Below are 11,131 nucleotides of genomic sequence, written 5' to 3'. Positions count from 1 at the left end.
ACCCGTGAAGCTTGCTCGTTTCGCCGCCGCCGTCGCCGCTACCGCAGCCCTGACCGGCGCGGCGGTCGCACCCGCGGCGGCGCAGCAGCAGCGCCCCGCCACCAGCCACCCCTACACTTGCTCCAACCAGGGCGGCGGCTCCAACCACACGGTCACCTGCTCCGGACTGATCACCGTCAACAACGTGCTCGACAACACCACGGTCAACGTCCACGACATCAACGTCCTGAACGGAACCCAGCTGAACGACCTGCAGGTCGCGCTCGCCAACGTCGCCGACAACAACGTCAACGCCCCCATCGCCACCCAGCTCACCGCGCTGCAGACCGCGGTCGTCAACACCTACCTGAGCCAGTTCGGCATCACCATCCTGCCGGTCAACGTCGGCGTCTGCGCCCTGAGCATCTGCGTGTGACCACCACGCGGACCACGAGGGCAGCCTCCAGCAGCAGGCACGCATAGGGCCCAGCGCTGCGCCGGGGAGGCACTTCCCGCGTGACGGCAAGACGACCAGCCGCCTGTGCGGCCGATCGCAGCAGATCCGCTCCGGCCATCTGCGAAGCAAGCGGTACATCCCTGCGGGCTCCGACCTCACAACATGAGGCCGGAGCCCGCAGGCCGTGGGGAGGCCCCGAACCCTTACGAGGCCCGGCTGTCAGCCTAGGCCCGCCCCCGTGCCGGGACCATCACCCGTTCGGGGCGACGTTGGGAGGGGGGAGGGCACCGCTGCCTCGCCCTCCGCTCTCGTGCTGAGAGCCAGCACCCCAGCTCCTGGCGGGGTCGAGGGCGCACGCCGCCGGCCCGGAAAGGCGGGCTCGTGCGCTCGGGAATTCTTCGTCGTCGAGTCCGCTCAGGTCTGCGGGTCCGGGGCATTGCGTGGGCGGCGTGTCGGTATAGGCGGACGAGGATCTTGGTCTGTCTTGTGGACGGCCGGCCCGTTGGCGCCACGTCGTCTGCTATTCAACTTCTACCGGGTCTAGCCCAGTTCACATCCGCGGGGCGCTGATTCAGCCGAGGAAGTTGACGCGGTCGATGAGCCCTGCGCGCACGCGATAGGCGACCAGGACACGAAGGGGAACGTCGCCCAGCCCGTGGGCGATCTCGTGGTCCACGACCCACTCGCCCTCGGTGAGCCTGCCGACAATCTCCGCCCGGCACCGGCCTTCGGCGAACTGGGCTGCATACCGTTCCCGTAGAGCGTCGCGCCCCCGCAGGCAGGTCCCATCACGCAGACGCACGCGCACGTCGCCGGCGTAGGTGGCGACAAAGGCATCCATGTCGTGATCGTTGTACGCGGCGAGTTGCCGCTCGACCATCTCCTGAGCGTCCGTCATGAGATGTGATCATGCGACGTGCCGCGTACCGCCGTCCAGGGTAGGCGCGCAGGTCGCCCGTGGCGAGGTGGACGTGGTCGGTGAAGGGAGGCCAGGCTGCGCGGCAGGTTGAAGCCAGGCTTCGGTCGCGGTGAAGGGCCGGCCGAGATCGGTGGCGAATCCTTGAAAGTCCTCATACCTGCTGGTCAAAGCCCCTGACTCGTAGACATGATGGGGTCGTTCGTGTCTGTCGTACAGTGGCTCTGCCCCCGCTCAGTCTCGAACAGCGCCGGGCTGCTCTTGAGAAGGCCGCCGCCGCGCGCAAGGAGCGGGCCGCGACAAAGGACGCTCTCAAGCACGGCAGGATGTCCCTGGCCGAGGTACTGGCCAGTGACTCCGAGGCCATACGCAAGATGACGGTCCGCGCCCTGCTCGAATCGCTCCCCGACATCGGCAAGGTGCGGGCCCAGAAGCTCCTTTCGGAGATGGAGGTCTCCGAGCGTCGGCGCGTACGCGGCCTGGGCATCCAGCAGCGCGACCGCCTTCTCCAACGGTTCGCGACGCAGCCCGGCGCCCCGGCGCATGGGGACGTGGCCCTGACGCCGGGTCCTCCGTTCTGTTGGTCGCCGCGTACGCCCGTGGGGTACGCGGGTCTGGGCCCTGCTGCGGATGGACAGCGTCGGCGTAGTTCGCCTGGTCGAGTAGCGACGGACGCAGCCACGCTGGAGAGTGCGGTACCCCTTCGCTGAACTCAGGACAGCGGGGTGTTGGCCAGGACCCGGCGCAGAATGCTCCAGGAGAGGTCGGACTCGGTGGCGAAGACGCGCCGCTCTTTGGACTCCTCATCGATGTAGTCGAAGGCGTCGCGGCTGTAGCTGTTGCCGTCGTCGTCCTGGATGCCGGTCTGCTCCGGGTTGAGGTAGACATGGAAGCTGGCGCCGAAGTCGGCGGTGGCGTTCATGTAGCCGGGGCCGGTGGTGCCTCCGCCGCCGTCCATCGGGCAGTACACCCGGTGCACGGCGTAGTTGTCCTTGGACAGCCAGGCGCACTGGCCGGGGGTGAGGGTGATCAGGCCGAGTTTGCGGGCGTTCCAGTTGAGGTGCTCGTAGACCATGACGTCGAGTTGGCCGGCGAGGCAGAAGACGATGCCGGTGGTGTGGCCGTGGGAATGGATGGGCGAGTAGTGCTGCGCCGGCCAGATCTCCAGGACGACGGGCGAGCCGATGTCGCCTTTGGGGTGGTCGTTGGGGTGGAGGTGGCCGTGTTCGGCGGCCAGGTGGTCGTAGTCGCCCCGGCCGGTGCAGGCGACGCGGATGTACGGCGGGTGAGACTGGTCGTGGCTGTACTTCTCCACCAGGATCTGCCGCAGTAGTCCCACCTTCTCGCCGGGTTCGGTGGCGGGGGCGAGATGTTTGCGCATGGCTTCGACTTCCCACGCCGACAGGCGCAGGTCCTCGGCCTTGCGCGCGAGGTCCATGACGGCCGGCGGGATCATCAGCTGGCGGGCGTACTCGTCGAAGGACGTGGCCTGCCCGACCACGAGCGACGGGGCGGCCTCGGCGCCTTGGAGACGCAACTGCCGTTCTTCTTCTTTGGTGATGTGGAAGGGATACTTCGCATCACCGTATCCCGGTTGCCCGGCGGGCGTTTGGGCGGCGGTCATGCTCATGAGGGGCTCCTTCGTGTTCGTGTGTGCCGGGGGCAGCGCGCACGGGCGCGCCGCGCCGAACTTGGGTTGGACTGGACGGGCGACTGCTCGGGGCCGGCGCACTCGCGTGCACGTGGCGGCGCAATCCCGTCCGGCGGATGGACGCATACGCGGGGTCGGGCTCGCCTGCGCAAGAAGCAGGTCAGCTCGTGTCGTCTTCGAGCCGATGCGCTCCACGGCCCGTGAACGTTTCCTCTGATCCGTCAAGAAGTGCGGATCGGTTGGGCTGCTGACGCCGTGGGTCGCCCGTCGTTGCGAGGCAGGGGTTGCCGGCGGGCGAGGTGACGCCATGCATCTTCGGTTCGCGCTCTGCAGGCGTTGTCCCGTGCGGTGGAGTCAGTGGCTGGGCAGGCGCGTGGCCCTGAGGCCGTCGAGGGGGTATTCCCGGGGCAGGTGAGCCGGGTCGCCCGGCACGGTGATCAGCACGGTGATCGGCCGGGCCGTGCCTGCGGCGAGGAACTGGTCGCCCACCGAGTTCAGGTATGCCTTGCCGTCCTGAGCGATGACCTCAACGCCGGATGCTTCGGCCTTCGCACCCTTGATCGTAGGCAGGTCGAAGGAGATACGGAACTTTCTGACGTCCTCCGCCGTGCCGCTGTCCTTGCTGACGGCGGTGAGCGTGAGGTCGAAGCTGTAGACCCTGCCCCGGGGCTCGCTGTTCTCCCATGTTCCTTTGAACTTCTTCGTCACGACGATCTCGTCGTAACTGGGCGGGGCGGGCAGCGGGGTGATGCGCCCGGCCCCGTTCACGATCTCCAGGGCGCCGACCGGTACCGTCCCCCGTCCGATGCGCTGCGAGTGGTCGGGGATCTTCGCTGTGGTCAGATCGAGGTGGTTGACGTTGCCCGCGGAGTCGACGGCGTAGAAGTTGCCGTCCTGGTCGAAGAAGGTGGCCGCGTACGCCTTGCGTGAGCCTGCCGCGGCGCTGGCTTGCGCGGGCGGGAAGACACCCTGCTTGAGGACGGTCTTCATGGGCTGCCGGTCCGGGTCGATGAGCAGCAGGTCGCCGTTGTCGCCCTCCACCGAGTACAGCCGGCCGTCCTTGGGGTGGTAGGCGAAGTCGTCCCACCGGCCGCCTCCCGGTGCGTTACGGGACGTGATCTTCCCGGTAGCCACATCGATGGCGTAGCTGGGTGTGTCGGGGTTGCTGACGACGAAGAGTGTCTTGCCGTCGGGGTCCATGTCGCCGTCGAACCAGGGACCGTTCGGCAGTCCGTCGATGACCTGCTCCTTCAGGGTGCCGGCCGCTACGTCGATGGTGATGAGCTTGTTGCGGCTCACCGCCAGCAACAAGGGCTCGGTGTCGTCGCCGCGGTACTGCGCCCCCATGGCGGTGTAGCCGCTCGCGTAGGGCGCAACGTTGTCGACGACGCGGGTGTCTCCGTCGATGGGGTCAAAGCGGTAGATCCGGGTGCTGGTCCTGCCGACGGCGAGATACACCTTGCGGTGAGCCATGAAACCAAGCGTCCTTCCACGCGACTTTGGGACGCTTCAAGGTCTGCCCCCCGCTCCATACCCACAAGCACAGTATGTGTTCGTTCGAACACAATGAGCCACGTGAGCGTGTCTTAGTGGTCGGCTCTCGAAGTCCTTCGGGGTTGATCAGGCAGCCAGGGCGACGGAGGATTCTTCTTGTCGGTCGGCGAGGGTGTGTCGGTCGAGTCGGGCCAGCAGATCGTCCAGGTCGGTGGTGGTGAACCTCCACTGGAACGGCTGTGCCGTGGCGTTGTAGCGGTCTTCGAATGCTCGGAGCCGGTTCCGGACCTGGGCCAGGTCCGTGAAGTCGTTGGGTGAGACGACCTTGCGTTGGACGATCGAGAAGAAGATCTCGATCTGGTTGGTCCAGGAGGCGTGGACGGGGGTGTGGACCATGACCGCGTTCGGGAACGCGCTGGTCAGGCGGGCGATGGCCTTTCGGTCGCGGTGGGATGAGCCGTTGTCGACGACCCAGTAGACGCGCTTGGCGCTGGCGTAGGGCTCGGTGCTCATGACCTGGGTGACCAGGTTCATGAAGGGGACGATGCCGGTCTTGGGTTCGCAGCGGCCGAAGACCTTCGCGCGGTGGACGTCGTAGGCGGCCAGGTAGGCCAGCGCGCCGCCGCGGCCGTACTCGTGGTTGACGCGCATCGCCCGGGCCTGGCCCGGGGCCAGGGTCAGGTGGCAGCGGCAGCGGGCTTGGATGGAGGTCTTCTCGTCGCTGGAGATGACGTACTCGTCCTCGCCCAGGGGTTCGCCGTCGAAGGTGCGGGCGTACAGGTCCAGCACGCGGGCGACCTTGGCCTGGAAGCTCGGGTCTCGGATGAAGATCCAGGACCGGTACTGCCAGGGCTTGATCGCGTGGGCCTTGAGCCAGCGGTGCACGGTGGAGGCCGACATGGCCGGGGCGATGGCCCGGGCGACCACCTCGCGGGCCAGTTCCGGGCACGACCAGCGTGACAGCGGGGTCCCGGTCTCGGCGGGTAACTGGCAGGCCAGCTCCTTGACTTCGGCGACCTGCAGCGGGGTGAACGAGGGCGGTCGCCCCGAGCGCCTGCGGTCGGGCAGGGCAGGCAGGCCGCCGGCGGCGAACCGGCCCCGCCAGGTGCGCACCGTGTCCACGTGCATCCGCGTCTGCGCGGCTATCCGGGCGTTGGGGCAGCCTCGGGCCGCCAGAAGCACGATGGTTGCCCGCTGCCGGGCCTGATGCGGTGTCGTGTGACCATAGGCCATCTTCTTCAGCCGGTGGCGCTCGGAGGCGGTCAGCACGACGGCCACGGCGGGGGTGACAGGCATGAGAGGAGGGCGGCCGTTCCTTTTGGGGCGGTGGGGCCGGCCTGTTGCAGATGCCACCGACCGGTGGGTTCGGGTTCGGTGGCCTGCAGTTGTCGGTGAGGGCGTTTCAGGTTTCGGGATGGGCCAGGCGGCCGAGCAGGGCTACCGCGTCGTCGAGGGGCACCGGTTGGAAGAACCGCGCGTCGGCGCGCTCAACGGCGGCAATCGCGCGTGGGGCCAGGTCGGCGCCGGTGTCGGTGACGCGCAGTCGTTTGGCGCGGGTGTCGGCCGGGTCGACTTCACGCTCGATGAGTCCTTTGTGTTCCAGGATGCGTAGTACCTGGGAGGTCATCTTGACGTCGGTGCCGGCTTGGGGGCGAGGGCCAGCTGGTTGGGATGCTCGCCCTGGGTGTTGAGCCACCAGGTGCAGGCGAGCAGCACGAACTGAACGTGGGTGAGATCGAGCGGGGTCAGGGCTGTGGCGATGTCGCGCTGCCAGCGCAGGGTGGCGTGCCACAGCAGGAATCCGGGGCTGTCGCCGGGGCTGAGGGGCATCAGCTCAGAGCCAGCTCGGCCAGCGAGGCCATTGTCTCGGGCCAGTCGGCGGTGATGCCCGGGCCGATCTGCGGGCCGGCCTCGTCGGCGCCGGCGCCGGTGATCTCCATCCGGTACGCCACGCGGATCCGGTCCTGGTCGATCCGGTCGATCCGGTGGATGGTGCGCAGCAGCAGGCCGTTGAAGCGCGCCTCGTCGACGAATAGTTCGTCTTCGACCGCCTCGGCGATGCGCAGCAGTACCGGGTCGTCCCCGGGCGGCGTCATCGTGATCTGCGTGCCCGCCGCGAACGTACGGTGATGGCGGCTGCCGTGGCGTGCGGTCCAGCGCATCCGGACGCCGGGAAGCCGGGCGCCGGGCCGTCGTCCCGGGCGACGGCGGCGACCCCCGGCGGGGGACGGACGAGTGTGTCCCCCACGGCCTCGGCGGGAGCCGCATGTGGGACCGCGCAGCTGCGATGGAAGCTGACGCTCTTCACCCATAAGCCGAGCAAGGCGCCGACGGCTCTGCTGAGCGCGACCAACACCAGCGCCGCGCCCTGTGCCTTCGATGGCTGTCCGAAGGTGCAGGCGTACGTCGGCAAAGGCCCTGCCGTCTGGTCGGAGCCGAAAGCCAAGGCGCCGGTCCGGATGGTGTTGAACCATGCCGAAACGGTGGACTTCCCACTCTTCTACCCGGCATCCCCCTCCGCAGACGGTTCCTGTGCCATCCCGGTCGACGACGCCCCGCGCATCGAAGTGCTGCCACCGCACCCCGCGTCCACCGACTATGGCGCTTCGCTGCAGATCACCGACCCGCACGGCCGGCATGTGACCCCGGTGTTCTGCGACACCATTCACGTGGGCGCACCGCGTCCGCGGTAGACGGCAATAAAAGCTGTGCGTATGTTCGATTGTCGTGCGATCGTGATGGCACCGATGACCGCTGACCATGGTCTACCGGGTGCCGTCTCACGGGGCGGCACGGGGGAATGCATCGGAGGGGTGCGCTGTGCGCTGGACTGGATCACGGGGTCCCTGCCTGTCCACACGTGAGGGCCCGCGCGTTGAACGGCCCGAGTCGGGCCGTCTGCCGAGCCTGTCATCTGTCATGACGCCCGGTGTGCCCGAGCGGCGACCACGATCAGCCGCCACGGCTGAAACACCTTCACTCCGCTCCCTGCCGAGGAACTGAACTTGCCGCCGGCAAGACCCGGCCGCGCCCTCGCGCCGGCCGTCCATTCGCTGCGTGGCCCGGACGCGTCGAGCTCTCCGGCCTTGCGCCTGCCGAGAATGTCATCCGTGCAGCTCAGCGGCTTGTTCGGCGGTACGGCAGGATGAGCGCTCGTGTTGCTGCGTCCTGCCTACCTGACCGGCATCAACACGTTCGCCGCGCTGCGGCTGCTGCCGATGAGCGATCGCGACAAGGATGCGGAGATCCTCGCCCTGCGCCACCAGATCATCGTCCTTGAGCGGCAGCTCGGTGCAGCCCGGGTGAAGTTCGCTCCGGAAGACCGGACCCTCCTCGCCGCTCTGCTGGTGCCGCTGCCCCGCCAAGTGCTGTGCCGGCTTCCGGTTGCTGGTCCATCCCGACACCGTGCTGCGCTGGCACCGCGGCCTCATGAAGCAGCGCCATGCCCGTACCTGCCGGCCGAAGCGGCCCGGGCGGCCGCCCACCGTCCGCTCGATCCGCGTCCTGATCCTGCGCCTGGCCCGGGAGAACCCGTCCTGGGGCTACCGCCGGGTGCACGGGTGTTTCCTGGTGGGACGCGGTCCGGTTCTGTAACGCTCTGTCGCAGCGGGACGGGTTCACACCCGCCTACCGCCTTCCTGCCGAGGGCGAAGGCATCGCGTCGGATCCGTCCGCCGATGGGTACCGGCTGCCGACCGAGGCCGAGTGGGAACACGCCTGTCGGGCCGGGACGACCGGACCGCGTTACGGGCCGCTCGACGAGGTCGCCTGGTATCGCGGCAACTCGCAGGAGCGAGTGCATGACGTGGGCGGCAAGCGGCCGAACCCGTGGGGGCTGTACGACCTGCTCGGCAACGTCTGGGAGTGGTGCTGGGACGTCTACGACGCCGAGGTCTATGGCACCTATCGTGTGCTGCGCGGCGGTGGCTGGTTCGACGAGCACTGGAGCTGCCGGGCCTCCGTGCGCCGCCGTAGCCACCCGACCTTCCAAGTCGACGACGTGGGCTTTCGCATCGCACGGTCTGTCAGGGACTGATGCTCACCGTGCGTGATCCCCAGGGGCGTATCGGCTCCAGGTTCCGCCGACTTCCGTGACGAGGCGGGTGGCGGTCCTGTCGTGGCAGCCGAGGGCCTTTGCGAGCCAACAGCGTCTGCATCACGGCCGGGGCAGGATCAGCGCCAGAGCAATGGGCTGATGATGTGTTCAGCCTGCGATCCGCCACTGACAACGCCGGGCCGCATCCTCCCACCCGCGCCTACGCTGGCGGTATGGGCGTGCGAATGTCATGGGCGTGGGAAGTCGACGGGATGGCAGGAGCCGATTTCGAGTCCGTCAACGATGCCGCCACAGCCATGGCCAAGAGCGTGGAACTGGCGGCCTCTCACTTCGGGACGGACCGGCAGCAGGAAGTGGTCCGCTCGTGCGTGATCCCCATGAGTGACCGGATGCGCACCGAGGGCGCCCGCGCTCTCGCCGAGGGCCACAAGTGGTTCGGCGAATGCCAGGGCCTGTACGTGCGGATGAGCACCGGGACGGGTGACTAGGGCCGGTGTCATTCCGGCTCCGGCCACGCGGCCAACTCCCCGTCGGCGCCCTCGTCGGTGAGGGTGATGCGGGCGTCCGGGATGCTGCCGTACTCGCCGATCCAGCGGGTGAACTTCCGGCGCGCGGTCTCCTCGCTGTTCCACCAGCCGCGCTGTACCGACCGGCCGCCGGAGGCGAGCAGGAGGTGGTACCGGTCGGCGCTCGTCATGCGAGCCGAATTCCTCGTGACCGGCCGGGCTCGTGGACGATGGCCTGCTTCGCCTCCAGCTCGACCAGCTGATAGTGGACCGAGGAGTTGCTGCGTAGGCCGGCCGCAGCCCCGATCTCGGCGGCTGTCGGGGCTTCCCCGTGGTCGGTGATGTGATCGCGGATGCATCGGAGCACGCGCTCCTGCGCCTCGGTGAGGTAGTCGACCTGTCGCACGCCTCGAATAGATCACCTGTTCGAATTTGGGGTGCAAGCTAGACACGTGAACGACCTGCCTCCCAACCCGCGACCACCGCCAGCCGCTGCTGAACGCGATCGGCAACGCCCGCCGGGACGCCTACCTCGCCCGCCGCCGCCAGGCCGCCAGGGAAGAACAGCGGCGCCGTACGGAGCGGGAGGCGCGGCGGCCGGTGTGCACGGACTGCGGGCAGAAGTTCACCGACGCCAGGTGGGAGGCGATCGGCTACACCCCGGACTGGAGCAAGCGCCAGTCACACCCGCACCTGTGCGAGGAATGCCAGGACCGGGCCGTCGCAGCACAAGCGCAGGCCCAAGCCGACGAACGCGAGCGCCAGGAGCAGGATGCGCCCGCGCCAGGAGGCAGAGGAACAGGCCGCCGCGCAGAAGGCCGGCGGCTGGCTCTCCCGCTTCCGCACCTGACCCGGGCAAGCCGCGGCCACCGACCACGCGGGCAAGCCCAGGGCAGCCCTGGGCAAGCCCGCGGTCGGTGGCGGCTGCAACGCTGATCAGATGAACGGCGATGAGCAGCTGCTGAACGGCCGGGTCTACGGCGCGGAACACGACGACCCCAACCCCGGCCCGCTCCCACACCGGACCTACGCCGAACTGGTCGGCGGGCCGCTGGGCGGCCTGCTGCTGGACATCCACGGGTGGCGGACCGAGGAAGTCGACGACGGTGTCGCCCTGTCCACCGAACCCGGACGTTGGCCTGGCGGCCGCGCCTTGTACGACCCACGCCCCGGCGAACCCTGCAGACCCGGCCCCGGCGTCAGCTGCCGCTTCTATTACTCCGGCGATACGCCCTGACCGTGACAGAGCACTCGCCAGGCCGGCCCTTTCCGAGAACACGCTGGAAGGTGCGAGCAGCGGATCGTCGTCCACCTGGCTTCCGGCTCGGGCGGGCGGAGAGTCACCGTGCATTTCCGGTGTTCTGCTGGACGAGGGCGGCGTTCAGGGCGGTGGCGAAGGGCGCACCAGCCTGCATAGGGCGGAGCGCACGAGCCGCGGGCGGGTCGGTGCGGGCGGTGTGGCGGATGAGTTGCGCGTTGCGGAGGTTGAGCAGCAGCGTGCCGGCCAGACCGGCTTTGGGGCTGCGCAGACCGAAGAAGAGCCAGTTCCACCCCGCGTTAGGTGACAGATTGACGGCCACGCTGCTAACCAGGCGGGCGCGCTGACGCGGGTCGGGGACGGTGCCCAGAGCGTGGCCGGCGGCGTAGGTGATCGTGGCGTACAGCGGCGTCCACACGGCGCCGACGCCCATGACGGCGGCTGCCATGCAGGCTTGCGCAGGGACCTGTACCAGGCACTGTCGGGGTCGACGGCGCCGGCTCCGGCCACGGCCGCGGCGGCCACTGCCACGCCGCTGGCTCCGTAGCGCATCCACGGTCCCGGCGCCCGTCTTGGGCCTGTCCGATCGCTGATCAGCCTCATGCTGATACGGCTTCCCTACCCCGCACAGGGCGTACCGAAGGTCGCGGATCGGCACAGACGGTGATCACGCCAGCCTCGAGTCCGTTCCCTTTCGGACGTTGGCTGACACGGCGATGGCGGAGAATGTGGATCAAGGGGGTCATGTCGGGCGGATGCGGGTGGTTGTGGTGGACGAGTTCGATGTGGACGCGGTTCTCCAGCAGGCGCTGG

Annotated in this window: 13 protein-coding genes and 4 pseudogenes; 7 read left to right on the top strand and 10 right to left on the bottom strand. The window is 68.7% G+C overall.

Annotated features, from left to right (window positions below; genetic code table 11):
- Nucleotides 1-4 precede the first annotated feature (4 nt).
- Entirely contained in the window at nt 5-415 is a 411-nt protein-coding gene (locus tag ACZ60X_RS41645; RefSeq protein WP_469610644.1) for a preprotein translocase subunit TatB, read from the top strand.
- 592 nt (nt 416-1,007) lie between these two features.
- On the opposite strand, the gene ACZ60X_RS41640 is transcribed toward ACZ60X_RS41645, so the two are convergent.
- Complete coding sequence (locus ACZ60X_RS41640; RefSeq protein WP_469610643.1) at nt 1,008-1,334, bottom strand: nuclear transport factor 2 family protein; 327 nt, start codon at nt 1,332-1,334, stop codon at nt 1,008-1,010.
- A 236-nt stretch (nt 1,335-1,570) separates the two neighbouring features.
- Between ACZ60X_RS41640 and mihF the strand changes: the two are divergent.
- Nucleotides 1,571-1,882: pseudogene (gene mihF / locus ACZ60X_RS41635) on the top strand (integration host factor, actinobacterial type); the annotation flags it as partial.
- A gap of 182 nt (nt 1,883-2,064) precedes the next feature.
- Here the strand turns inward: mihF and ACZ60X_RS41630 are convergent.
- From ACZ60X_RS41630 to ACZ60X_RS41605, 6 genes are all read right to left on the bottom strand, one after another.
- Complete coding sequence (locus ACZ60X_RS41630; protein ID WP_469610641.1) at nt 2,065-2,982, bottom strand: cupin domain-containing protein; 918 nt, start codon at nt 2,980-2,982, stop codon at nt 2,065-2,067.
- A gap of 375 nt (nt 2,983-3,357) precedes the next feature.
- The gene (locus ACZ60X_RS41625; RefSeq protein ID WP_469610640.1) at nt 3,358-4,476 is read right to left on the bottom strand and encodes a YncE family protein; all 1,119 of its coding nucleotides are present in this window, start codon (nt 4,474-4,476) and stop codon (nt 3,358-3,360) included.
- A gap of 147 nt (nt 4,477-4,623) precedes the next feature.
- Complete coding sequence (locus ACZ60X_RS41620) at nt 4,624-5,793, bottom strand: IS630 family transposase (protein ID WP_469610638.1); 1,170 nt, start codon at nt 5,791-5,793, stop codon at nt 4,624-4,626.
- A gap of 106 nt (nt 5,794-5,899) precedes the next feature.
- Complete coding sequence (locus ACZ60X_RS41615; protein ID WP_469610636.1) at nt 5,900-6,124, bottom strand: MarR family winged helix-turn-helix transcriptional regulator; 225 nt, start codon at nt 6,122-6,124, stop codon at nt 5,900-5,902.
- Complete coding sequence (locus tag ACZ60X_RS41610; RefSeq protein ID WP_469610634.1) at nt 6,121-6,327, bottom strand: hypothetical protein; 207 nt, start codon at nt 6,325-6,327, stop codon at nt 6,121-6,123. Before ACZ60X_RS41610 ends, ACZ60X_RS41615 begins: the two co-directional genes overlap by 4 nt.
- Nucleotides 6,327-6,659 carry an SRPBCC family protein gene (locus tag ACZ60X_RS41605; RefSeq protein ID WP_469610632.1) on the bottom strand — a complete coding sequence of 111 codons (333 nt, stop codon included), beginning with the start codon at nt 6,657-6,659 and terminating at the stop codon, nt 6,327-6,329. The genes ACZ60X_RS41610 and ACZ60X_RS41605 overlap by 1 nt, the downstream gene beginning before the upstream one ends.
- 75 nt (nt 6,660-6,734) lie before the next feature.
- On the opposite strand from ACZ60X_RS41605, the gene ACZ60X_RS41600 reads away from it, so the two are divergent.
- From ACZ60X_RS41600 to ACZ60X_RS41585, 4 genes and pseudogenes are all read left to right on the top strand, one after another.
- Nucleotides 6,735-7,190, top strand: a complete 456-nt coding sequence (locus tag ACZ60X_RS41600) for a DUF4232 domain-containing protein (protein ID WP_469610631.1) — start codon at nt 6,735-6,737, stop codon at nt 7,188-7,190.
- A 462-nt stretch (nt 7,191-7,652) separates the two neighbouring features.
- Nucleotides 7,653-8,070: pseudogene (locus tag ACZ60X_RS41595) on the top strand (integrase); the annotation flags it as partial.
- Nucleotides 8,054-8,533: pseudogene (locus ACZ60X_RS41590) on the top strand (formylglycine-generating enzyme family protein); the annotation flags it as partial. The pseudogenes ACZ60X_RS41595 and ACZ60X_RS41590, both read left to right, overlap by 17 nt.
- 272 nt (nt 8,534-8,805) lie before the next feature.
- Complete coding sequence (locus ACZ60X_RS41585) at nt 8,806-9,042, top strand: hypothetical protein (RefSeq protein ID WP_469610629.1); 237 nt, start codon at nt 8,806-8,808, stop codon at nt 9,040-9,042.
- An 8-nt stretch (nt 9,043-9,050) separates the two neighbouring features.
- Here ACZ60X_RS41585 and ACZ60X_RS41580 read toward each other — a convergent pair whose 3' ends face one another.
- Together ACZ60X_RS41580 and ACZ60X_RS41575 are read right to left on the bottom strand one after the other, a co-directional pair.
- On the bottom strand, nt 9,051-9,251 hold the full coding sequence (locus tag ACZ60X_RS41580) for a hypothetical protein (RefSeq protein WP_469610627.1): 201 nt from the start codon (nt 9,249-9,251) through the stop codon (nt 9,051-9,053).
- Complete coding sequence (locus ACZ60X_RS41575; protein WP_469610625.1) at nt 9,248-9,466, bottom strand: LexA family protein; 219 nt, start codon at nt 9,464-9,466, stop codon at nt 9,248-9,250. The genes ACZ60X_RS41580 and ACZ60X_RS41575 overlap by 4 nt, the downstream gene beginning before the upstream one ends.
- A gap of 534 nt (nt 9,467-10,000) precedes the next feature.
- Here ACZ60X_RS41575 and ACZ60X_RS41570 point away from each other — a divergent pair.
- On the top strand, nt 10,001-10,297 hold the full coding sequence (locus tag ACZ60X_RS41570; RefSeq protein ID WP_469610624.1) for a hypothetical protein: 297 nt from the start codon (nt 10,001-10,003) through the stop codon (nt 10,295-10,297).
- Nucleotides 10,298-10,400: 103 nt separating this feature from the next.
- Here ACZ60X_RS41570 and ACZ60X_RS41565 read toward each other — a convergent pair.
- Nucleotides 10,401-10,870: pseudogene (locus ACZ60X_RS41565) on the bottom strand (TspO/MBR family protein).
- Nucleotides 10,871-11,131: the final 261 nt, after the last annotated feature.

The sequence above is a fragment of the Streptomyces sp. NPDC104106 genome, from assembly GCF_055584345.1.
This window is presented reverse-complemented; position numbering and strand designations above follow the sequence as displayed.

Bases quoted from the DNA above. Each gene is read 5' to 3' on its own strand.
- ACZ60X_RS41640 (WP_469610643.1), bottom strand. From the start codon at position 1,334: ATGACGGACGCTCAGGAGATGGTCGAGCGGCAACTCGCCGCGTACAAC.
- ACZ60X_RS41630 (WP_469610641.1), bottom strand. From the start codon at position 2,982: ATGAGCATGACCGCCGCCCAAACGCCCGCCGGGCAACCGGGATACGGT.
- ACZ60X_RS41625 (WP_469610640.1), bottom strand. From the start codon at position 4,476: ATGGCTCACCGCAAGGTGTATCTCGCCGTCGGCAGGACCAGCACCCGG.
- ACZ60X_RS41620 (WP_469610638.1), bottom strand. From the start codon at position 5,793: ATGCCTGTCACCCCCGCCGTGGCCGTCGTGCTGACCGCCTCCGAGCGC.
- ACZ60X_RS41615 (WP_469610636.1), bottom strand. From the start codon at position 6,124: ATGACCTCCCAGGTACTACGCATCCTGGAACACAAAGGACTCATCGAG.
- ACZ60X_RS41610 (WP_469610634.1), bottom strand. From the start codon at position 6,327: ATGCCCCTCAGCCCCGGCGACAGCCCCGGATTCCTGCTGTGGCACGCC.
- ACZ60X_RS41605 (WP_469610632.1), bottom strand. From the start codon at position 6,659: ATGCGCTGGACCGCACGCCACGGCAGCCGCCATCACCGTACGTTCGCG.
- ACZ60X_RS41585 (WP_469610629.1), top strand. From the start codon at position 8,806: ATGGCAGGAGCCGATTTCGAGTCCGTCAACGATGCCGCCACAGCCATG.
- ACZ60X_RS41580 (WP_469610627.1), bottom strand. From the start codon at position 9,251: ATGACGAGCGCCGACCGGTACCACCTCCTGCTCGCCTCCGGCGGCCGG.
- ACZ60X_RS41570 (WP_469610624.1), top strand. From the start codon at position 10,001: ATGAACGGCGATGAGCAGCTGCTGAACGGCCGGGTCTACGGCGCGGAA.